The following is a 20,809-nucleotide window of genomic DNA, read 5'->3' on the forward strand; positions in this document are numbered from 1 at the left end:
TCTTCGCCCCGCCCGGTTCCTCCTTGGCCGAATTGGCGGCAGTGGCCGGCCTGCGCTGGGCGATCGAGGAGTGCTTTGAGCGCGCTAAGGAGGATCTCGGACTTGATCATTGCGAGGCTCGGTCCTGGCACGGATGGCATCGCCACATGAGCCTGTGCATGGCCGCCCTGGCATTCCTCTCGAAGCTATCGGCTGATCTTCGCCGCAGCGCATGGAGCAAACCGAACGAAACGAGTCCAAAGGAGCCAATCGCCGCCTGATCCGGATGGCTGCGCTCGTCCCGAGCGTCCCCGAGATCCGCTATCTCCTCGCCCGGATCCTCATCTTCCCACCGACACAAAAGCCCTTCATCATCGCCTGGTCGCTATGGCGACGACGACATCAGGCTGCGGCCACCATCTGTCACTACAAACGGCATCGGCATCCGCAACTGTAGTACTAGGTTGCAGGGTTGGCGCGGCAAGCGTTCCTCGGCCAGGAATCAGGCGCCAGCGCTGAACAACGCAGCCGGGACGAGTTTCCGGATTCGTTACCGCCATCGGCGATTTGCTCACGGGCTTCGCAAGTCCACGGTGCACTCGCGAGACTCCTAATTGCGCTCCGCCGCGCCGAATGATTACGGAGTACTAGCCTGCCCAATCCCAGCGCGCCCAGAGTTCTGGCTCGCGTGTGAACCATTAGGCCGGCGGGACGTTGCTCTGCGGATCCAACACCTGACGGCACGACCGTGGAGGAATCCAAGCATCATTCTACGCCTCAGAAACAAGACACGCCCGGTGCCTTGGCGAACTTTCCTTATGACCGAATGACCGTCGAGCGATTTCGGGGGCGTTTCCGCGAGCGAGGTGGAACGACGAGCGCAGGAGCTGGTTTGTGCCGGGAAAGACGGCGCCGCTACCTCTTTGGCGACCTCTATTCGACCCGCGGGAGCATCATCAACCCCAAGAGGTGATGTCACATAAACGGAGATGGGCTGTCGTTGTGACTTTTGGGAATGATTTCAGGCGATCACGCCGGCAGCAGCTTTCCATTGCGCCATGGCATTCAAGCGGTGAAGATGGATCTGAAAGGCGGAGCGTTTTGAACGGGGCGGGACGAAGAGATTGCGGACTGCAGAGAACGTCGAGACGAAACGCTGGAGGCTCCCCGGTGATCGAAAAGCTTGCATCATCCGCTCTCGTTTTCGCAGTGGCACATGCGAATTCTCCGCTCTGTTGTTCAAGCCCTTGTGCGACCGGTGCTCGATGTCCGTCATGACTAGACGCCGCGCTGCTCCATAGGAGCCGAGCTTGTCGGTGATCATGCGCTTCGGCACCTGGCCCTGCTTCTTCAACAGCCGTGTCAGCACGCGCTTGGCGGCCTTAGTGTTGCGCCGGGTCTAGCCGATCTCGTCGAGCACATAGCCGTCCTGGTTGACGGCCCGCCATAACCAATGCTTCTTGCCGGCGATCATGATGGCGACTTCGTCGAGGTGCCAGATATCATTTCGACTGGGCTGCTTGCGGCGCAGGCGCCGGGCGTAGTCCAGCCCGAACTTCTTTCCCCACCGACGGATCGGCTCGTAGGAAACGACAATGCCGCGCTCCAGCAGCATTTCTTCGACACGACGCAGGCTCAGCGGAAATCGATAATACAGCCACACCGCGTGGGCGATGATCTCGGTTGGGAACCGATGCCGTTTGTAGCTGATCTGCGAAGTGTTCGTCCCCAGCATCTATCGCAGCGATCCCTGACACGCGGTTACCGTGACAACGCCCCTGGGAGCGCCTGGACCAAATCGGGTCCCCAGTTCTAATATGTGGCGGGTGGTACGACGGGATCGCTCTACCGTCATCTCAGGAATGCATGGTGGGAAGACTCCCGAGGGCGACCTTGCGCATGTTCGAAGGTGGCCATCTATTTCTCTGGCAGGATAGCTCCGCGTTCGCCGAGATCGTCCGGTTTCTTGCAAACGAGGAAGCCGGCTAAAGGGCGAACACGAATTTGCGCCGTGCGAGGCTGCGTGAGGCCATGGACGTCCGCGCCTTACTGAGGCAAGACCGGTCGCGTCTATGTTTAGGCGGCGAGCCACATTGCCTATGCCTCGCTCGATAGCATATTGCGGGCGGCATAGAGTTCGGCAATGAAGTCGGTGATCAAGGTCGAATTGATGCCGTCCGGCGGGCGCAGGAGTAGCGCGCGGAAATTGACGGCCGGCTCGAATGGCCTGGCCAAAATGCCGCCGATCATGCGGTCCGCAATGACGGAGGGATTGACCAAGCCAATCCCCATGCCCTTCGCTGCAAGGATAGCGATGGTCAGGCCGTAGGGCGTTTCGATCAGGATGCGCGGCCGTACCCCATGCGCGGCCAGGATCTTGTCCATCGCGAGCCGAGCCGTATCTTCCGGCGACAATGCCAGGAAAGCCTCGTCGGCGAGATCGGCCGGCGTGATCATCTGCTTCCGCGCCAGCCGGTGGTTCTTCGGCATGACGCAAACGGCGCGCGGCGTGGTGAAGATGCTGTGCAGCACGCCGCTGGTGTCGACCTCGTCGGCCGCGAGCCCGATATCGAAACTGCCAGACGCCACCAGGTCGCGCACGATGTTGGAGGTGCGGACCTGATAGCTGATGCGCACCTGCGGATGCCGGCGCGAGAACGCTACTATGGCGCGCGGCACCAGCCCATGCCCGAGCGCCGACAGGCTAGCGACACGGATGGTACCGGTGCCGACCTCCTTGATCTGTGCCGCGCGCAGCTTGAGCCGGTCGAGCCCGACCAGGTTGGCTTTCACCTCGGCATGAAACAACTCCCCTTCGCGTGTCGGCACCAGCCTGCCACGAATGCGGTCGAAAAGCCTGAAGCCGAGTTCGGCTTCTAGCTTGGCTAGCGAACGGCTGATGGCCGGCTGCGAGGTATCCAGCAGCGCGGCCGCCGCGCCGGCGCCGCGTGTGATCATGATCGCGTTGAAGACATCGATGTCGCGCAGGTTCATAGTCCATCCATATCAAAAGCGAATTAACTTTATCGCTGCGGTCATGGATGGCAATGGGTGAGCCGGCTAAGCTGCCCCCATGAACCGACGCGACGACACTTCACATGTCCACCCTCCCAAGCGCTCCGAGGAACCGTTCCAGGCGGTGGCGATGCCGGTCGAGCGAGCCTCGACCGTTGTCTTTGACGATCTGGAGTCGTTCGAGCGTCGCGTCGAGCGTCTGTACGACGGGTTCAGCTACGGACTTTACGGCACACCGACCAGCCGGCAGCTCGAGGATCATATCGCCGTGCTGGAAAGCGGATTGCGGGCCCTCGTCGTCCCGTCGGGCATGGCGGCCATGACGCTGGCGACCATGGCTGTCTGCCGTGGCGGCGAAAGGGTTCTGATCCCGGAGACGCTCTATGGCCCGGCGCGCGACATGGCCGAGCGTTTTCTCGGCCCCCTCGGGATCGAGGCGGTTTCCTACGATCCACGGCTGGACGCGAGCATCGCGGCCGTGATCGACGGCAGAACGCGGCTGGTCTGGGTAGAATCGCCTGGCTCGGCCACCTTCGAAGTCCAGGATGTGCCCGCCATCACGGCCGCGGCCCACAAGGCCGGCGCGCTCGTCGCGGCCGACAACACCTGGGCCTCTCATCTGCTGTTTAAGCCGCTCGCTCATGGCGTCGACATGTCGATGCAGGCGCTTTCCAAACACGCCGGCGGCCATGGCGACCTCCTGATGGGCTCGGTCGCAGTGCATGACCACGCCCTGTTCCGGCGCCTGAAGGATACAGCGCGCTTTCTGGGCTATGGCGTCTCGCCGGAAGATTGCGCGCTGTGCGAGCGTGGCCTGATGACCATGCCGGTGCGCATGCGTCATGCCGACGCCACCGCGCGGAAGATCATTGCCTGGCTATCGGAACGCCCGGAAGTCGCACAGATCTTGCATCCCGCGGAGCCTGGTCATCCTGGCCACGCGATCTGGAAGCGTGACTTTGCCGGATCGGCGGGCGTGTTCTCCTTCGTGCTGCGGCCGGAACTGGCGCCACTGCAATCCGATGTCCTGCGCAGCCTGCGGCTGTTCAGGCTCGGCGCAAGCTGGGGCGGCGTGCATTCGCTGATTGCCGTCAGCGATCCGCGCAAAGGGCGCGCCAGCCTCGATTGGCTGAAGCCCGGCCCGGTCTGGCGCCTGTCGATCGGCCTTGAGGCGCTCGAAGATCTTCTGGCCGACCTTTCCCAGGCCTTCGAACTCTTTGCTAAAGCCCGGCGCAACGGAACCGCAGCAGCCGACGCCAAGGCCGCCGAATGATTAGAACCTCAACGAGAAGGGGAATGACTATGAAACATCAAGTTCTGAAATGGCTCACGGGTCTGGCGATAGGATTGGCCAGCCTGACTTCGGGCGCCGTGGACGCCAGCGCGCAGGCGGTTATCAACAAGATCAAGGAACGCGGCTATGTCAGCTGCGGCGCCAGCCAGGGCGTGCCCGGTCTCTCCCGGCCCGACGAGAAGGGGTATTATCGCGGCTTCGATTCCGATATTTGCCGCACTTTCGCGGTCGCCATCCTCGGCGACAAGGAGAAGATCCGTTACGTGCCGCTTAACGCAGGCCAGCGTTTTCCTGCGCTGCAGACCGGAGAGATCGACGTTCTGTCGCGCACATCCACCATCACCTACAGTCGCGATACGGTTGTCCGCTTCGTCTGGATCAATCTCTACGACACCGACGGCATGCTCGTGCGCAAGGCCGACAATATTACCGAGCCCAAACTGCTCGATGGAAAGACCGTTTGCCTGCAAGGCGGTGGCAGCCTGACCGAGAAAGCGATCGAGGAAACCGAGGAAGAGTTCGGGATCGCGATGGAGAAAGTCTATTACGACTCGACCATTCAGGCGCGCGACGCCTTCTTCGGCGGCCGCTGCGATTCATACGTCACCGACGGCACTGCGGCAGCCGGACAGCGTGCTTCGGTGGCCAAGAACCCCGACGACTACGACATCATCAAGGTCGGCAAAGCCGCCGAACCCAATGGCGTCGCGGTCGCCCGCGGCGACGATCAACTCTTCGACGTCGTGCGCTGGACATTGAATGCCCTGTTCTGGGCCGAGGCCAACGGCATCACCTCGCAGAACATCGATGAAAAGCTTGTGTCGGGCAGTCCGGAAGTCAAACGGGTGCTCGGTGAGGAACCCGGCTTCGGCAAGCCGCTCGGATTGGACGACAAGTGGGCCTACAACGTCATCAAGCAAATGGGCAACTACGCCGAGATCTGGGACCGCAATCTCGGCAAGGACAGCCCGCTAAAGGTCGAACGCGGTCTGAACGCGTTGTGGAAGGACGGGGGCCTCAACTATCCTTTCCCCTGGGATTGAGCCGCATGATGGAGGGGAACGGGCCCGGCGCTCCCCTTCCCTGCCAACGCCGCGAACCCTCGAGGTCAACATGCTGAGCGATGCCAAGACCAGATCGATCATCATCCAGTGTGCCCTGGCCGCCGCGGTTGCCGCTTTCGCTGCCCTGCTCGTCAGCACGACTTTCGCCAATCTCAGGGCACGCGGCATCCCGATCGGCTTCGATTTCCTGACGATGCCGTCAAGGATCGTCATCTCGGAAGCAATCCTCACTTACAAGTCGCGGGACCCCTATTACTGGGCGATCGCGACCGGGCTCGCCAATACGGTCTTCATCTCCGCGGTCGTCATCGTCTTTTCATCCGCGCTCGGCCTCGTCGTCGGCATCACCCGGCTGAGCAGCAATCCCCTGGCGGCGGGCACCTGCCGCGTATGGGTGGAGGTTGCACGCAACTCACCGCCGATCGTGCTTCTGATCTTTCTCTATTCGCTGTGGTGGAAGGTGCTGCCGCCGGTCGGCGAAGCGCTCAATCCGCTGCCAGGCGTTTACGCCTCAATGCGCGGCTTTGTGGTGCCGGCCGTCAGCATGGACGTGGCCACCGCGGGATTGCTCGTCATTGCTCTCGCCCTGGCACTGGCGGCCGCTGGCTGGGCGGCGGCGAGAAGAGGATGGCTCTCACCGCTGACCGCGCCGGCGATCCTTACGGTTGGCATTGCCGGGCTCTGGCTTGCCGATGCGAAGTTCTCCGTCGACTGGCCGACCTTCACTGGGTCGAACTTCAAAGGCGGCAAGGACCTGACGCCCGAACTCAGCACCATCCTCATCGGGCTGACCATCTACACCACCGGCTTCGTCGCCGAGATCGTGCGTGGCGGCGTGCTTTCGGTCGGCCGCGGTCAGTGGGATGCAGGTCATTCGCTCGGCCTGCCACGCGGCAAAATATTGCGTCTGATCATCATCCCGCAGATGCTGCGGGTGATCGTCCCGCCGCTCAACAGCCAATACATCAACGTCGTCAAGAATTCGACGCTGGCGATCGCGGTCGGCTATCCGGACTTCCTTGCGGTGATGAACACCATCATCAGCAAGTCCAGCCATTCGATCGAGGGCGTCTTCATCATCCTCGGCGTCTATCTCGCCCTCAACCTGAGCCTGTCGAGCGCGGCCAATTGGTACAACCGTCGCATCGCCATCGTGGAGCGCTGAACCATGAAGGCCGTGTCTCTTTCCCTTCCGGCCGAGCCAATGCCAGGACAGATCCGCTTCGGCGCCTTGCGGCGGTCCGCCAAGCTCCTGTTCGGCACGCCGCTCAATGCCGCCCTGACGCTGTTGTTCGGCGTTCTGCTCGTCGCCACGGTACCGCCTATGCTGCGCTGGCTGGTAATCGACGCCGTGCTGTTCGATCCCAATCCAAGCGCCTGCCGGGTGGCCACCGGAGCCTGCTGGAGCTTCATCTACGCCAAGTCCGGGCAGTTGCTGTTCGGCATATATCCGCTCGACGAACGCTGGCGCCCCGCCATCGTCTGCCTGCTCATCCTGGCGCTGCTTGCCTGGTCGGTGCGGCCCGCCAGCTGGGCGCCGCGGCTGGCAGCGCTCTGGATGGCGGCGCTCGTGTTGATCTTCTGGCTGATGGCCGGCGGTTTCGGCCTAGCCGAGGTTCCGACCTCGTCCTGGGGCGGCCTGCCGGTGACGCTCATCCTCACCGTCGTCGCCATCGGCGTCGCCTTCCCTGTCGGCATCCTCCTGGCGCTGGCCAGGCGCTCGACCATGCCCGCGATACGCATCGGCGCCGTGGTCCTGATAGAATCGGTGCGCGGACTGCCGCTCTTGTCCATCCTGTTCGTGGCATCGATCATGATGCCGCTGTTCCTGCCCGAAGCCTTGTTGCCCGACAAGTTCGTGCGTGCGCTGGTCGCCCTCACCATCTTCGCCGCGGCCTATCTCGCCGAGGTGATCCGCGGCGGCCTGCAGGCCATCCCGAATGGCCAATACGAGGCCGCGGCGGCGCTCGGCCTGCCCTTCTGGCGCACGCAATATCTCGTCATCCTGCCGCAGGCGATCCAGGTGGCGATCCCGGCGCTGGCCAACACCATCATCGTCATGATCAAGAACACCAGCCTGGTCCTGGTGGTCGGCCTGTTCGACCTGATCAGCTCCGGTAAGGCGACGCTGGCAGACCCGGACTGGCCGTCGCCGGCGGCCGAGACCTTCCTGTTCATCGGCGCGATCTTCTTCGCGCTCTCCTTCTCATTCGCCCGCTTCGCCGACTTCCTGGAGCGGCGCGGCCCGACCGCTCACTAGGAAATGCCATGATGTTATCGTCCGCCCCAACGCGCGTTCCGTCCATGCCCGATCCCAGCGCTCCGCCCGCTATCCAAATGACCGGCATGAATAAGTGGTACGGAAACTTCCATGTGCTGAAGAATATCAACCTGACCGTCCATCGCGGCGAGAAGCTGGTGATCTGCGGTCCGTCCGGCTCGGGCAAGTCGACGATGATCCGCTGCATCAACCGGCTGGAGGAGCATCAGCAGGGGCAGATCGTCGTCGAAGGCGTCGAACTCAGCAACGATTTGAAGCAGATCGACGTAATCCGCAGTGATATCGGCATGGTGTTCCAGCACTTCAACCTGTTCCCGCATTTGACCATTCTGGAAAACCTGACACTGGCGCCGATCTGGGTGCGCAGGATGCGGCGCGGGCAAGCCGAGCAGACCGCCATGCACTATCTGGAGCGGGTGAAGATCCCGGACCAGGCGCATAAATATCCCGGCCAGTTGTCCGGCGGCCAGCAGCAGCGCGTCGCCATCGCCCGTGCGCTCTGTATGAGCCCGAAGATCATGCTCTTTGACGAACCGACCTCCGCCCTCGATCCTGAAATGGTCAAGGAAGTGCTCGACACCATGGTCGCGCTGGCCGACGATGGCATGACGATGCTGTGCGTCACGCACGAGATGGGATTTGCCCGCCAGGTCGCCGACCGCGTCGTCTTCATGGACCAGGGCGAGATCGTCGAGATGAACACGCCCTCCAAATTCTTCTCGCATCCGCGTCACCAGCGCAGCAAACTGTTTCTGGCCCAGATCCTGAACTAGCGAACCTCTCCCGCCAGCCCATGCGCCGGCCGGATGGGCAGACGCAAATCAGAAATCCATCCGGGGCCTGGTCAGCGCGCAGCGACCTGCCAGACCGCGACGCCGGCCCAGGATCAGGCCGGCGACGCCTTCGATGCTGCGCGAGATAATGTCGAACAAGCGCGGCCGACTCTCGAAGGAATACACCAGGCGTTCGCGAAACAGGATCGACAGCGCCGCGGGTTCCGGCCATTGGTAGATGTTCGGCCCACAACTTCTGCACGTCGACGATCCTGGCGGTGGGCGCTCCGGTCCTGTTTCGACGATAATGCGCCGCCGGCCGGCGCAGGCACAGCTGCCACGTATTGCAGCAGACGGCAGAGGACGAGAACGTCGTCCACAACGCAACTCTCGACTCGAAGTCGTAGCTGCATCATATGGCCTGTTCACCAAGCGGGCTTTGGGGGCTAGCACGAAGTCGGGCACCCACTTTGGCACCTCCACTTGCGCGAGCAGTAGTCCGCTTTCCTTCGCAAATGCCATGTGGCAAGACGGATGGATGGCGGCGGACAGCGAACATAAAAGCATCTCTGCGAGAGCGTTGGGCATCGCATTATCAGCTGCTGCCCTCGTGCCGCATTTCACAACCCCAGCCTTTGCCCATGCTTCCGAGCGCGGCTATGTCATGCTCCTGCCGACCGGATATTATGTCGTGGGCGGGGCGGTGGCCGTAGCCGCGAGTTTTCTGGTTCTGGCTGTCCTGCCGCCCAGGCTGCTCGAACGCATTTCGGCATCCCGCCTGCCAATTGGTCAATTCGGCGACGCCGCGCGCATTTGGATCAGCACGCTCGCCTTCGCGGTTCTCGCCATACTCGTGGCGGCGGGAATTCTCGGCAGCCGAGATCCGCTGTCGAATCCACTTCCGCTAACGGTGTGGACGCTGGTCTGGGTCGGACTGACATTGCTTCAGGGCGTATTCGGCAATGTTTGGTCGTGGACAAACCCGTGGTACGGGCCGTGGCGCATTTTCTCCAGCGTCTTCCCGGCATTCCGCGATCGCACAATGCCACAAGGACTGGCTTACTGGCCGGCGTTGATTTTGTTTGCAAGCTTCGCCTGGTTCGAGCTGATCTATCGGGCGCCCGAAGATCCGGCGCGGCTTGCGTTCGCTCTCATGGCCTACTGGCTCTCGACCTTCGTCTGCATGATCATCTTCGGCTACGAAGGCTGGAGCCGGCGCGGCGAGTTTCTGTCCGCGTTCTTCCGCATGGTGTCACGCTTCGCCATCGTCGAAACGACGCCGGACCACCCAAGCGGGGGGCGCGCCCTCTCACTCTGCTGGCCTGGAGCGAAATTGTGGAGCGCGCAAGCCTTACCGGCGAGCGGTATGCTCTTTCTGTTGCTGACGTTGAGCTCGGTGTCCTTCGACGGTCTGTCGAAGACCTTCTCTTGGCTGGGCGCGAATGGTGTCAATCCGCTCGAATTTCCGGGGCGCTCGGCATTAGTCGGAATCAACAGCGCCGGTCTTGTGCTGATGTTTATCGCACTTGTCGCCGTGTTCTTCGCCGCAGTGTTTGTCGGTGAGCGGTTGGCCGGGAGCATCTCTTTCGGAAAAGCGGTCGGGCTCCTTGTCTGGTCGATCGTCCCGATCGCGCTCGCCTATCATTTTTCCCACTATCTGACGGCCCTCCTGGTGAACGGCCAGAATGCGCTCGTCGCTATTTCGGATCCGTTTGATCGGGGATGGAACCTATTCGGCACGGCGCACATGAATGTCGGGGCGGGAGTGATCATGGGCTCCGATGCAGCGTGGATCATCTGGAACTTTCAGGCGGCGGCGATCATCGGCGGCCATATACTTGCCGTTCTGGTCGCGCATGGGCTGGCGTTCCGTTTGCATCCGGCGCGCAGCCGCGCGGCGCTCAGCCAATTTCCGCTGACCGTTTTTATGGTCGGATATACGGTTTTCGGGCTGTGGCTGCTGTCCACGCCGACGGCCGTCTGACGGCCGCAAGCCACGTATCGGAGGCGTTGGTCGACAGACCTCACGGCGGTGTATCGCGACCTCAAGGACATGCGTCGAACAAAGCCGGTGGTTGGTGAATTGGCAACGCCGGCAAGTGCAACTGACTGCTACACAGTTCTTCGGCCTGATATCTAAGCCGACGGGACGCCCTCGGTGGCCAGACGCCGGAAGATCTGGTCGACTTGTTGCGGCGGCAATTTGGCGCCGCCGTCGAGCCACCAGATCAGCACCGACAGAAAGGCACCCACGACGAACTGGACGGTCAGTTCGTTCGGCACGACATCGGGGAGCTTCCTGTCCTTGTTTGCGGCAAGCTCCGCGCGCACGAGATCGCATAGAATCTCGCGGATGCTGCCGAGCACAATAGTCCCACCGCGGCCCCCGGCCAGAGCTCGGTAGAGATCTATATGTTCACGCGCGTGCTCGAACATACCGAGCACGAACCCCAAGCTGCGATCTTTCAGCTCGCCTGGCGCTGCAAGCGCATGCCGCTGGCGTTCGACCAGCATGGCGCGCAGATGATCGTCCAGGCCGCTGCGCTTGAGGTCGTCCTTGCTGGTGAAGTGCGCGTAAAAGGTCGATCGGCCGATGTTCGCCTCATTGCAGATGTCCTCGACGGTAATTGCTTCATATCCCTTTCTCAGGATCAAAGTGATCAGCGCATGGTGAAGAGTCGACCGGGTCCGGGCGACACGGCGGTCTATCGTCTTTTCCGTTCCCATGAGCTTTTTCCGGTCAGATGGCAGAGGACCGTGCGGTACCGGACATTCTGCCGCGAATGGTCGTTGACGCGTTCCCGGATATCATGTCAGTTTCCGAACATGATGTCCATAAACCGGCGAGAGTGGCCAAGGAGTCTCTGATGAGAAAACATGGGCATAACAACAGCGGAGCCGGCGCGCCCGGCCGCGTCATACATTGGGCAGCACGCTACGATCTGATGACTTGGCTGTTCACCTTAGGCCGCGAACGCGCCTTTCGCGAAAAGATCCTCCGGTTGACGCAGCTCGAACCTGGAGAGTCCGTCCTCGATATAGGGTGCGGGACGGGAACGCTCGCTATACTTGCCAAGCAGCAGGTCGGGCCGACGGGCACCGTGCACGGGATCGATGCGTCACCGGAAATGATCACCAGGGCGGGTGCGAAGGCTCGAAGAGTCGGTCTGAAGGTCACCTTTGAAAAGGCCGCCGCCCAGGCATTACCGTTCCGGGATGCCGAATTCGATGTCGTAACGACGACGCTGATGCTCCATCATCTTTCTGCCGATGGACGTAATCAGATGGCTCATGAGATACACAGAGTCCTGAAGCCATCCGGTCGCGTACTCGCCGTCGACTTCGTGCAAGCGCCACAGGATGGAGGCTTCATCGATCGCTTCCGCCATCACGGCGTCAGCACAGTCGACGACATCATAACGGAATTCCGGGACTCGGGTCTCAACATCGTCGCTAGCGGCGCGGTTGGCACGAAGAACCTGCAGTTCGTGCTAGCCACGGCGGCCGCCGACGTCGCCCGTATTCGCGATAGGTTTGTCGCTCTCGGCACGGAAGAACCCTCAGGCCCGGCACGGCCTGCAGCCATGAGCCACCTGCACACCATAGGCCTAGTGCTAGGCATCGTCGCGCTGATCGCCATGCACGCAGGCGCGCCCTGGTGGCTATCGTGGCGCGGTCTAAGCGACGCCTCAAATCCGATCTCTTACACAGTGATTGCATTCGTGGCCCTTTTCGTAATCTTCAAGATCGGATTGCTCGGTGGCCTGCATCGGTGGAGCAGAGGCCGCCGCCAGCGTTGAGGCCGCTTGCTATTACGACATCGCGTCTCGCTACGGCTTGTTGGACACGCAGGAGTTCACCTTTTTCACACCCGGACGCGAATCGCGCGTCCGCTCCGGCCTCCCCGCCGTGCGAGGGTGGTGGTAGGCCAATCTAATCCCGTCGCAGCGAGATCAGACGCCCGCAGACGGCGCTTAACGTTATTCTCGGAAGACCAACTGCCATTCGTTGTCCAGATCACCGGGCGGTGATCACTCTCAGCCAGATGGCAGGCGGCGACGCTGCCATGAGGAACGGGACGCAGTTGGGGCTCGTCCAACCGGCAGATATCCATCGCCACCGGACAGCGCGTGTTGAACCGGCAGCCCGGCGGTGGATTGCTCGGGCTCGGCGGGTCGCCTGCGAGGATGATGCGGCGACGGTCGGCCTCAATGCGCGGGTCAGGCGAAGGAACTGCGGACAGCAGCGCCTGGCTGTACGGATGGGCGGGTTCGCGAAACAGCGGCCGTGCCACGCCAGCTTCGGCGATGCGGCCGAGATACATCACAGTCACGTCCGAACAGACTTCGCGCACGATTGCGAGGTCATGCGCGACAATCACGATGGTAAGGCCGAGCTGTCTTTGGCGATGTGAACAGATTGACGATCTGCGCCCGGATCGAGACATCGAGCGCGCTCAGCGGCTCGTCGCAAACCAGGATCGATGGTTTCAAGGCAAGCGCACGGGCGATAGAAACGCGCTGGCGCTGGCGGCCGGAAAGCGAGCGCGGCAGGCGGTCGAGCACGGTTTGTGGCAGCGCGACCAGGTCCAGAAGCTCGGCGATGCGCCGGGGTCGCTCGGCGGAGGAACCGAGGCGATGGATTTGCAGTGGTTCCTCAAGCGCCTGGTAGACAGTCTGCCGCCGGCTCATCGAACCCAGCGGATCCTGGAAGACGAACTGGACCTCCCGGCTGAACGACTTCCTGTCTGATTTCAACCATTCGGCGCGGTTTCTGCCGGCGATCAGGACCGTGCCTTCGCTCTCCTTCTGCAGGCCGACGACGGTGCGGGCGAGCGTCGTCTTTCCGCAGCCTGACTCGCCGACGATGCCGTGGAAGGCTCCGCGCGGAATGCTCAGATCGATGCCGTCGACCGCCCGGACCGCGCCCGTTCCGTCGCGGTTCTGGAAATGAACCTTCAGCCCCCTGCTCGATTGCGGCGGCATCAGACATGAACGGCAATCCCCTCTCGCCTGATCACGACCGGGCAGGCCACGCGATGCGGATTTGCCGAGACCGATACCGACTGCAGCGGCGGACGGTGTTTTCGGCAACCTGGTTCGACCAGTTCGCAGTGGTCGGCGAAACGGCAACCCGGTTCCAGCCTGATCTGGCTTGGCGGCAGGCCCGGTATCTCGCGGGTCGTCGCCCTTTCGTCGGACCGAAAGTCCGGCACCGATGCAAGCAGCCCGCGCGTATAGGGGTGAACGGGCCGCGTCAGGACGTCCATGGCGATTCCCTCTTCCGCTACCTGCCCGGCATAGAGCACGATGACCCGGTCGGCGACGGAGGCGACCACGGCGATGTCGTGCGTGACCAGCACCACAGCAATGCCTTCCTCGCGCTGGATCTGGCGGATGAGCTCCAAGATCTGTGCCTGGACGGTGGCGTCCAGGGCTGTGTTGGGCTCGTCGCGATCAGCACGTGCGGTCGGGCCGCGAGCGCCAGCGCGATCATCGCGCGCTGCAGCATGCCACCCGACATTTCGTGGATAGCGATGGTAGCGGTCCTCGAGGTCGGGAATGCCTAAGCGCGCCAACAGCGACACCGCTTGCCTGCGGGCAGCCTCGTGCTAGGCCGGCGAAGCGGCGCGCCTGGCGTGCCAGTTGCGGGCCGATCTTCAGCGTCGGATTGAGCGCGCTCATCGGATCCTGAAAGATCACCCCAAAGTAGCGGCCGCGAAGCTCGGACAGTTGCCTGGGCCCCAGCCGATCAGGTCGCTCCCGTCGGCCTGAGCCGTCCCGCGCATCGCTACAGTCACGCCTTCGGGCAGCAGGCCGAGAGGGCCGAGCGTCATGACCGTTTTTCCAGAGCCGCTTCCCCGACGACCGCCACCGTTTCGCCGGGCCGAACGCTGAATGAGACGCCATCGACCGCCCGGACGGATACGGAAGTTGCATAGAGATCGATGATCAAATTCTCGATCGCGTAAATTGGCTTGTCGTCGTTCATGTCGAACCCGTTCCCGTTTCGACGGCATCGCGCTCGGCCTCTTCGCGAGCCCGCGCCAGCTTGCGCTTGCGCAGCATTCCCCGCGAACCGGCCGCGGCACCTTTTGCAGCGCAAATGTTTCACCCAAGAGGTTGAAGCTGACTACAACCAGCGTCAGGGCTAGACCAGGGGGGACAACGAGGCGCGGAAACTCCTCGATGTAACTCATGCCGTCGACAAGCATCTGGCCCCATTCCGGCGTCGGCGGTGCAACGCCCAGGCCCAGAAAGCTGAGCGTCCCGATGGCCAGCACGAGGGCGCCGGCATCGGCGCTGGCGGGTCCTCACCCCGAAACGCGAAGATGAGGATCGTCAAAAGGTGCCGATCAGCCCCAGCCCGGCCATCCACCAGATGTGCCAGATCAGGGCGAAACCAATGACGACGGCAAAGAAGGCGTTGACGACCCCGACTGGACTGTTCTTCGGTACTTCGATCGGCTCGTACGGGCGCGGTGGCACCGGTTGAGCTTGCTGTGCGTTGGCGCGTTGCTTCGCGACCCAGTAGCTGTCGCGCTCGGCCACATGCGGCAAGACGGCAAAGTTCCAGGCCGGCGGCGGCGACGCCGTGGACCATTCCAGTGTGCGACCGTCCCAGGGATCGCCGGTGACACGAAGCATCTCGCGGTCGCGGATCGAGACAACCAGCTGCACGATCTGGCAGACGATGCCGCCCAGAATGATAACGGCTTATTCGACCACTCGCAACCAGTTTGACCTGCCAACCATGTCTCACGAGCAATGGCAGGCACTTAAGCCAACGCTACAAGAAGCGGAATAATAACCGGCAAGAGGATCCTCCCGGCCCGCCTGAGTAACCAGGGCTGCCGACAGAGCGCTTTCCCACTCACTGCCGGCCCGGTACCGGAAGGAGGGAGCGCAAATCTCTGCTTCGCCACCAGAATGCGCAACGCATCAGGTCCCGCACGCTCAGCTAGATCTGACGTTTAATCATGCGGCCGAGACCCGTTTCGCGAATAGGCCGCCGGCGAACCTGCACGCCGCCTTGTGCATTGAGCTTACTTCTTGCGACACAGGCTCAGCCTCCGCACAAGCTTCCACTGAAAGGGGACACCGCGTCCTGAAGAAACAGCCGGAGGGCGGATTCGTCGGACTTGGGATTTCGCCCGTGATCAACGGAGGGTTGCGCCGACGTTCGGTGGCAGGATCAGCCTCGGGGACAGACGCGAGAAGGAGTTGGGTGTAGGGATGGCTCGGATTCCGGTAGACCTCTTCCGAGCTACCGCTTTCCACCACCTTGCCGAGATACATCACGTAGACCCGGCTCGCCGCCTGCCGGACAAGCGCGAGGTCATGCGCGATGAAGAGGCAGGACACGCCGAGCTTCTCTCTGAGATCGAGGAATAGGTTCATGACCTGCGCCCGTATAGACAAGTCTAGCGCGCTGACCGGTTCGTCGCAGATTAAAACCCGCGGCTCTACGGCCAGCGAGCGCGCGATCGCGATGCGTTGCCTCTGGCCGCCTGAGAGTTCACGGGTGAATCTGTCCCGGACCGTCGTCGCCAGACCGACTTGGTTGAGGAGCTCAGCGATCCTCCCCTCGCGTTCCGTTTGCGAACGCAAACCTGCAATGATGAGGGCTTCGTTTATGGCTTCGCCCACAGTTTGGCGATCATTCAGCGATGCATAGGGGTCCTGGAATACGTACTGAACTGCCCGACGCGCTTCCCGCAGACGGCGTCCACTCAAGGAGCCGAGGTCGACGCCATCAAAAACGACACGTCCGGATTGGGGTTTTTCCAAGCCGACGATCGAACGGCCGAGCGTGGACTTGCCGCAGCCAGACTCCCCCACCAAGCCGACGATCTCGCCTTGATTGAGGTGGATTGAGACGTCGTTTACCGCTTTGATCGTTTGGCCACGTTTGGCACTTGGAAAGCTGGTGACCAGATGCTCGACTTCGAGTATCGCGCTCATTATGCGCACTCCTTCGCCCGAATATTCAGAACGGGACAGGCGGCTGACACACCCGGAACTGCCGTCGGCAAGAACGGCGGTCGCCGCTCGCCGCAGGCATCCACAGCGTATCCGCAGCGGGCCATGAAAGCGCACCCTGTGATCGGCGCGCCGAGGATGGGCGGAATGCCCGGCAATCCACGGAAACGCGATCCGATTGCGTCCTGTTTCCTCGGAATTGCGTCGATGAGGCCCATCGTATAGGGATGCTGCGGCTGGGAGAGTACACGCTCGGTCGGTCCGGTTTCGACGTGGCGCCCCGCGTACATCACCATTACGCGGTCGGCCGCGCCCGCCACGACACCCATGTCATGCGTGATCAAGATCATGGCCATGTCCATTCTGGACTGGATTTCCTTCAGCAGTCGGAGGATTTGCGCCTGGACCGTCACGTCGAGCGCGGTGGTCGGCTCGTCGGCTACGAGAAGTGTCGGCTCGGCGGCAATGGCGATTGCGATCATGACACGCTGTCGGAGACCGCCCGAAAGCTCATGGGGATACTGCTTGAGGCGTATTTCGGGGTCGGACATCCCGACCATCTTGATAAGTTCAAGCGCCCGGGTTTCCGCAGCTCTTGCGGTCATGCCGAGGTGAAGCTCGGCTACTTCGGCTATCTGCCGTCCGACCCGGCGGGCGGGATTGAGCGCGCTCATCGGGTCCTGGAAAATGAAGCCAATGGATTTTCCGCGCAGGCTGCGAAGCGTTTCATTGTCCGATCCGACGAGCTGGCGGCTGTCGAACAAAATGGAGCCCGATATATCCGCCTGGACGCCCACGGGCATCAGGCCGAGAGGCGCAAAGCAGGTGACCGTTTTGCCGCTACCGCTTTCTCCCACAATCGCGAGGGTCTCTCGACGGCTCAGTTCATAGGCTACTCCGTCGACTGGGCGGACCACGGTATGCGCCGTCAGCAGGTCTATGGTCAGATCTTTGACGCGGAGTATCGGTTCAGAACTCATGGCCGTGCCTCCTTGGCCCAGAATGCGGTTACCCGGCGACGGGCCGCGAGCATCCGGGAGGTCAGCGGCTTCGGAACTCTGTTGAGGGCGACCGCTTCACCGAGGATGTTGAATCCGATGACAGCTAAAGTCAGGGTCAGCCCCGGCAGGATGACCTGGCGCGGATCGGACTCAAGATATGGAAGCGCGTCGACCAACATCTGTCCCCATTCAGGCGTCGGCGGCTGGATGCCCAGCCCGAGGAAGCTCAACGTTGCGATTGCGAGCGCGACTGCTCCGGCGTCGGCCGTGGCATATACGAGCACCGCCCCGATCGTCGTGGGAAGAAGATGGACAAAGTAAATGCGAACGGGACTTGCGCCCAATACTCTTAGGGCCTCCATGTGGGGCTTGTTCATGGTGTTGACAGCCACGGCCCGGCTAATGCGGGCGCTACCCGGCCACCAGGCGAGCGCGAGCGCGAGGATCATGTTCCAGTAGCTGACTCCGGCAATGCCGATCACCGCAAGTGAGACGATGAGGCTGGGGATTGCCTGGCCGACGTCAACGATGCGCATCAGCAGTTCGTCCGTCCAGCCCCGCCGGTATCCGGCAATCGTGCCGATGGCGATGCCGATGGCGTGCGCGCACACAAGGACGAGACAGACTCCGACCAGCGACGTCCGAGCCGCCACAATCAACCTGCTCAATGTATCGCGCCCGAGATGGTCGACTCCGAACGGATGGGCGAGCGTCGGGCCCTGGCCAGCGATCAGCAGGTCTTGCGCATTGGGATCATGTGGCGCGATGTAGGGTGCGAGCAGTCCCAACAGAACGAACGCGCCAATAGTAAATACCGCCGAGCGCGGGAAGGCGCCAATGGCCTTCAGGAGTGGTCTGACTGGCTGCATGTTCAGCTCCTTTGAAGTCTAAGGCGCGGATCGGTCAGCGTAATGCAGATGTCGACCACGACGTTCAGGATGATGAAGAACGTGATGAAGACCAGAAGGCAGGCCTGCACGACCATGAAGTCGCGGAATCTCACCCCGGTCAGGAAGAGGTCGCCGATGCCCTGCCAAGCGAACAGAGGTTCGACAACGACCGCGCCCACGACCATCGTCCCGATCTGCGTTCCCAAGGCGTTCAAGTACGTCGGCGCGATGTTCGGGATCGCGTCGCGAACCAGAATACTCGTCCTTGACAGTCCTTTGCTCATGGCCGTTAGGACATAAGGTTTGGCCATCGCCTCCTCGAAGCCAACTCGGACGACGCGGCTCAGAACTGCTGCGGGAAGAAATCCCAGAGTGAGCCATGGAAGCACCCAACTGACGGGTCCGGCAAACCCGAAGGTCGGAAAGACGTGCCACGTGACCGAAAAGGCGTAGACCAGCAGTGCTCCGACGAAGAAGGACGGAGTCGAAGCGCCCAGAAGAGCGCTCCCTCGGGTGACCACGTCTGGCGCCCTATGTGCCCAGAGCGCGCCTACGAAGCCGACGAACAGGCTCAGCAAGAAAGCCACGACCGCTCCGCCCGCAACGAGGGTGGCGGTCACAGCAAGGCGGCTCTTGAGGGACGCGCCGACCGCCTCGCCCGTCTTGTAGGAAATGCCGAAGTCGCCGTGGATCGCTCCGTTCAGCCAGAAGCCGTAGCGTTCGAGAAGCGGCTTGTTGAGCCCCAATTCCTCCTCGACCTTGGCGATATCGGCTTTGGTGGCCGTCGGCGTCCGCAACTCGGCGATGAGTATCGCCACGTTGCCCGGAGCGGATACCACGAGCGCGAAGCATAGAACGGACGCCAGAAACAGCAACAAGACTGCGTTGCGGGCCCTTTTAGCGATGAAGGCGAACACGGCCGTATCCTACTCCGCCAGTGTGATATTCTCGTAGGGCATGTCGTACTCGGTCGCGGGGCTCTGGAAGCCCTTCACCCGAGCGGCATGCGCCCATATGCCCGGAACGAAGAGCAGCGGCGCGATGGCGTCGTTGTCGTGCAGCCAGTCATAGACCTTCTGTAGAGCTGCTTCCATCTCGCCTTCGGGCGCGGACATCGCGGCGAGCACCAACGGATCGAGGTGCTCGGGGTCGATGAAGAGCTTGCCGTCCACGCCGTTGTCATAGGTGGATAGGAACAGGCCCACCACAGTCCCGAAAGGTTCGTATGGCGCGCCGAACGTCTGGAAGAAAGCGAGATCGAACTTGCGCTCCGGAATGTCGCTGTGCCGCGAGGCATGATCCACCGAGCGGATCGTGAGCGTGACGCCAATCTCCTGGAGCTCGGACTGGATCACTTCCGCGACGGATCGGGACCCCGGTACTTGCTCCTCGCTAACAACCAGTTCAATGGCAAGGTCCTTGCCGTCCTTCTGCCTGACAGGCCCCCCGACCCAGCCTGCCTCCTCGAGCAGCGACTTTGCGGTCTCGGTATCCCGCCTAGGCACATCGAAGCGCTTCCCCGAATACGGAACGGTTTCGGAGAACAGGTTGCCAGTGGAGGTCGCCAGACCGCGGTAAAGCACTTGCGAGATCGCAGCCCGGTCGATGCCGAGGTTGATCGCCTTGCGGACTTTCGGGTCCCTCAGCGCTTCGACGCGGGAAGTGTTGAAGGCCATAATCATTGTGGTGGTGCCGGGATCGATGACGACATCGATGCCCGCTCCCTTCAGCGTCTCTGCTTCCGTTGCGGTCAAAGGCGACACAAACGCTCCGCCGATCAGATCCACGTCGCCCGCGCGCAACGCTGCCATGCGGCCGCGCGAGTCCGGAAGGACTTTTACCTCAAGATATTTGAAAGAGGGCTTGTCACCCCAGTAGGCGTCGAAGCGCTCGAAGGCACTGCCCTCATTCCCGGCAGTCGCTTGATGCCACGGTCCCGTGCCGACGGGTGCCTTATAGCTACCGTCCCCAGAGACCGACTTGGGGCTGAGGAGCCTGACTGGCCGGACGTAAGCGAACTCCTGGAGCAGGCCGAGGACCGGTTCCTTGAACCGGACGTTGACGTGATCATCGTCGACGATGTCCGTTCCGGCGTAAAGCCGGGACGAATTCATCCAGTTGTTCGCTTCGAGTCCGATCCACCTCTTCAGGTTCCATTCCACCGCCGCGGCGTCGAACGGAGTGCCGTCGTGGAAAGTCACGCCCTTGCGCAAGGTGAGCTTAAGCAGCCTGCCCCCGTCTTCGACCGACCATTCGGTCGCCAGCCCTGGCTCGATCTTACCGTCATGGCCGTATTTAACCAGCGGCTCGAAAACGAGGTCCTGAACGCCCCACAGGCCGGTGTATTTGTGAGGATTGATATCCCCGGCGGGCTTGGCGATCGCGATGCGAAGCGTGTCCTTAACCTCTGATGCCGCAACGATTGACGGCAGGATGGAGGATAGCGCCGAAACTCCCAGCAGTTTTGAGACGCCCGCCAGGAAGGAGCGCCTGTCTATTCGCATGAATTCGTTGTTGTTGTTCATTGTCA

The 20,809-nt window shown here is 62.1% G+C and carries 21 protein-coding genes and 1 pseudogene; 9 read left to right on the plus strand and 13 right to left on the minus strand.

Translation table 11 applies throughout. From position 1 onward, the window contains the following. Nucleotides 1-260: transposase (locus tag NKI58_RS32675; protein WP_352854309.1), on the plus strand; the 260-nt coding region annotated here is incomplete at its 5' end. Further along, the gene (locus tag NKI58_RS32680; protein WP_352613683.1) at nt 212-436 is read left to right on the plus strand and encodes a hypothetical protein; all 225 of its coding nucleotides are present in this window, start codon (nt 212-214) and stop codon (nt 434-436) included. The genes NKI58_RS32675 and NKI58_RS32680, both read left to right, overlap by 49 nt. A 564-nt stretch (nt 437-1,000) precedes the next feature. Here NKI58_RS32680 and NKI58_RS32685 read toward each other — a convergent pair. Beyond that, a pseudogene (locus NKI58_RS32685) lies at nt 1,001-1,714 on the minus strand (IS6 family transposase). A gap of 362 nt (nt 1,715-2,076) precedes the next feature. Continuing rightward, a complete protein-coding gene (locus NKI58_RS32690) occupies nt 2,077-2,973 on the minus strand; it encodes a LysR family transcriptional regulator (protein WP_352508715.1) in 897 nt (298 codons plus the stop codon). Nucleotides 2,974-3,052: 79 nt separating this feature from the next. Between NKI58_RS32690 and NKI58_RS32695 the strand changes: the two genes are divergently transcribed. The 6 genes from NKI58_RS32695 to NKI58_RS32720 all read left to right on the plus strand — a co-directional run bounded on the left by NKI58_RS32695 (nt 3,053) and on the right by NKI58_RS32720 (nt 10,390). Then, nucleotides 3,053-4,267 carry a trans-sulfuration enzyme family protein gene (locus tag NKI58_RS32695; RefSeq protein ID WP_352528944.1) on the plus strand — a complete coding sequence of 405 codons (1,215 nt, stop codon included), beginning with the start codon at nt 3,053-3,055 and terminating at the stop codon, nt 4,265-4,267. Between the two features lie 29 nt (nt 4,268-4,296). After that, the gene (locus NKI58_RS32700; protein ID WP_023680948.1) at nt 4,297-5,331 is read left to right on the plus strand and encodes a transporter substrate-binding domain-containing protein; all 1,035 of its coding nucleotides are present in this window, start codon (nt 4,297-4,299) and stop codon (nt 5,329-5,331) included. A 70-nt stretch (nt 5,332-5,401) separates the two neighbouring features. Continuing rightward, a complete protein-coding gene (locus NKI58_RS32705; RefSeq protein ID WP_023680947.1) occupies nt 5,402-6,517 on the plus strand; it encodes an ABC transporter permease subunit in 1,116 nt (371 codons plus the stop codon). A 3-nt stretch (nt 6,518-6,520) separates the two neighbouring features. Continuing rightward, nucleotides 6,521-7,612, plus strand: a complete 1,092-nt coding sequence (locus NKI58_RS32710; protein ID WP_352508718.1) for an amino acid ABC transporter permease — start codon at nt 6,521-6,523, stop codon at nt 7,610-7,612. 44 nt (nt 7,613-7,656) lie between these two features. Next, the gene (locus NKI58_RS32715) at nt 7,657-8,406 is read left to right on the plus strand and encodes an amino acid ABC transporter ATP-binding protein (RefSeq protein WP_352495717.1); all 750 of its coding nucleotides are present in this window, start codon (nt 7,657-7,659) and stop codon (nt 8,404-8,406) included. A gap of 538 nt (nt 8,407-8,944) precedes the next feature. Next, nucleotides 8,945-10,390 (plus strand): hypothetical protein, encoded by a 1,446-nt coding sequence (locus NKI58_RS32720; RefSeq protein ID WP_023680892.1) that lies wholly within the window; start codon nt 8,945-8,947, stop codon nt 10,388-10,390. Nucleotides 10,391-10,542: 152 nt separating this feature from the next. Here NKI58_RS32720 and NKI58_RS32725 read toward each other — a convergent pair whose 3' ends face one another. Beyond that, the gene (locus NKI58_RS32725) at nt 10,543-11,133 is read right to left on the minus strand and encodes a TetR/AcrR family transcriptional regulator (RefSeq protein ID WP_352718422.1); all 591 of its coding nucleotides are present in this window, start codon (nt 11,131-11,133) and stop codon (nt 10,543-10,545) included. 56 nt (nt 11,134-11,189) lie between these two features. Between NKI58_RS32725 and NKI58_RS32730 the strand changes: the two genes are divergently transcribed. Further along, nucleotides 11,190-12,206, plus strand: coding sequence for a methyltransferase domain-containing protein (locus tag NKI58_RS32730; RefSeq protein ID WP_198023678.1), 1,017 nt, complete (start codon nt 11,190-11,192; stop codon nt 12,204-12,206). Nucleotides 12,207-12,271: 65 nt separating this feature from the next. Here NKI58_RS32730 and NKI58_RS32735 read toward each other — a convergent pair whose 3' ends face one another. The 10 genes from NKI58_RS32735 to NKI58_RS32785 form a co-directional block, all read right to left on the minus strand. Then, nucleotides 12,272-12,787, minus strand: coding sequence for an oligopeptide/dipeptide ABC transporter ATP-binding protein (locus NKI58_RS32735; RefSeq protein ID WP_245274896.1), 516 nt, complete (start codon nt 12,785-12,787; stop codon nt 12,272-12,274). Beyond that, on the minus strand, nt 12,771-13,391 hold the full coding sequence (locus NKI58_RS32740; RefSeq protein ID WP_352495661.1) for an ATP-binding cassette domain-containing protein: 621 nt from the start codon (nt 13,389-13,391) through the stop codon (nt 12,771-12,773). The genes NKI58_RS32735 and NKI58_RS32740 overlap by 17 nt, the downstream gene beginning before the upstream one ends. Next, entirely contained in the window at nt 13,391-13,984 is a 594-nt protein-coding gene (locus NKI58_RS32745) for an oligopeptide/dipeptide ABC transporter ATP-binding protein (RefSeq protein WP_352854316.1), read from the minus strand. Before NKI58_RS32745 ends, NKI58_RS32740 begins: the two co-directional genes overlap by 1 nt. 254 nt (nt 13,985-14,238) lie before the next feature. After that, nucleotides 14,239-14,397: a hypothetical protein gene (locus NKI58_RS32750; protein WP_023680723.1), complete on the minus strand. Its 159-nt coding sequence runs from the start codon at nt 14,395-14,397 to the stop codon at nt 14,239-14,241. A gap of 350 nt (nt 14,398-14,747) precedes the next feature. Beyond that, entirely contained in the window at nt 14,748-15,086 is a 339-nt protein-coding gene (locus NKI58_RS32760) for a hypothetical protein (protein WP_023680722.1), read from the minus strand. Nucleotides 15,087-15,383: 297 nt separating this feature from the next. Beyond that, nucleotides 15,384-16,370: an ABC transporter ATP-binding protein gene (locus tag NKI58_RS32765; protein ID WP_023680721.1), complete on the minus strand. Its 987-nt coding sequence runs from the start codon at nt 16,368-16,370 to the stop codon at nt 15,384-15,386. Beyond that, the gene (locus NKI58_RS32770; RefSeq protein ID WP_023680720.1) at nt 16,370-17,368 is read right to left on the minus strand and encodes an ABC transporter ATP-binding protein; all 999 of its coding nucleotides are present in this window, start codon (nt 17,366-17,368) and stop codon (nt 16,370-16,372) included. Before NKI58_RS32770 ends, NKI58_RS32765 begins: the two co-directional genes overlap by 1 nt. Continuing rightward, nucleotides 17,365-18,258: an ABC transporter permease gene (locus NKI58_RS32775; protein WP_023680719.1), complete on the minus strand. Its 894-nt coding sequence runs from the start codon at nt 18,256-18,258 to the stop codon at nt 17,365-17,367. The genes NKI58_RS32770 and NKI58_RS32775 overlap by 4 nt, the downstream gene beginning before the upstream one ends. A 2-nt stretch (nt 18,259-18,260) precedes the next feature. Next, complete coding sequence (locus NKI58_RS32780) at nt 18,261-19,196, minus strand: ABC transporter permease (protein ID WP_023680718.1); 936 nt, start codon at nt 19,194-19,196, stop codon at nt 18,261-18,263. 9 nt (nt 19,197-19,205) lie between these two features. Then, nucleotides 19,206-20,804, minus strand: a complete 1,599-nt coding sequence (locus NKI58_RS32785) for an ABC transporter substrate-binding protein (protein WP_245274882.1) — start codon at nt 20,802-20,804, stop codon at nt 19,206-19,208. Between the last annotated feature and the right edge of the window lie 5 nt (nt 20,805-20,809).

This window comes from Mesorhizobium sp. M0522, from assembly GCF_040321085.1.
Classification (GTDB): domain Bacteria; phylum Pseudomonadota; class Alphaproteobacteria; order Rhizobiales; family Rhizobiaceae; genus Mesorhizobium.

Bases quoted from the DNA above. Each gene is read 5' to 3' on its own strand.
- NKI58_RS32730 (WP_198023678.1), top strand. From the start codon at position 11,190: ATGGTCGTTGACGCGTTCCCGGATATCATGTCAGTTTCCGAACATGAT.
- NKI58_RS32700 (WP_023680948.1), top strand. From the start codon at position 4,297: ATGAAACATCAAGTTCTGAAATGGCTCACGGGTCTGGCGATAGGATTG.
- NKI58_RS32715 (WP_352495717.1), top strand. From the start codon at position 7,657: ATGCCCGATCCCAGCGCTCCGCCCGCTATCCAAATGACCGGCATGAAT.
- NKI58_RS32770 (WP_023680720.1), bottom strand. From the start codon at position 17,368: ATGAGTTCTGAACCGATACTCCGCGTCAAAGATCTGACCATAGACCTG.
- NKI58_RS32740 (WP_352495661.1), bottom strand. From the start codon at position 13,391: ATGCCGCCGCAATCGAGCAGGGGGCTGAAGGTTCATTTCCAGAACCGC.
- NKI58_RS32750 (WP_023680723.1), bottom strand. From the start codon at position 14,397: ATGAACGACGACAAGCCAATTTACGCGATCGAGAATTTGATCATCGAT.
- NKI58_RS32710 (WP_352508718.1), top strand. From the start codon at position 6,521: ATGAAGGCCGTGTCTCTTTCCCTTCCGGCCGAGCCAATGCCAGGACAG.
- NKI58_RS32720 (WP_023680892.1), top strand. From the start codon at position 8,945: ATGGCGGCGGACAGCGAACATAAAAGCATCTCTGCGAGAGCGTTGGGC.
- NKI58_RS32705 (WP_023680947.1), top strand. From the start codon at position 5,402: ATGCTGAGCGATGCCAAGACCAGATCGATCATCATCCAGTGTGCCCTG.
- NKI58_RS32785 (WP_245274882.1), bottom strand. From the start codon at position 20,804: ATGAACAACAACAACGAATTCATGCGAATAGACAGGCGCTCCTTCCTG.
- NKI58_RS32695 (WP_352528944.1), top strand. From the start codon at position 3,053: ATGAACCGACGCGACGACACTTCACATGTCCACCCTCCCAAGCGCTCC.
- NKI58_RS32775 (WP_023680719.1), bottom strand. From the start codon at position 18,258: ATGCAGCCAGTCAGACCACTCCTGAAGGCCATTGGCGCCTTCCCGCGC.
- NKI58_RS32725 (WP_352718422.1), bottom strand. From the start codon at position 11,133: ATGGGAACGGAAAAGACGATAGACCGCCGTGTCGCCCGGACCCGGTCG.
- NKI58_RS32680 (WP_352613683.1), top strand. From the start codon at position 212: ATGGAGCAAACCGAACGAAACGAGTCCAAAGGAGCCAATCGCCGCCTG.
- NKI58_RS32690 (WP_352508715.1), bottom strand. From the start codon at position 2,973: ATGAACCTGCGCGACATCGATGTCTTCAACGCGATCATGATCACACGC.
- NKI58_RS32765 (WP_023680721.1), bottom strand. From the start codon at position 16,370: ATGAGCGCGATACTCGAAGTCGAGCATCTGGTCACCAGCTTTCCAAGT.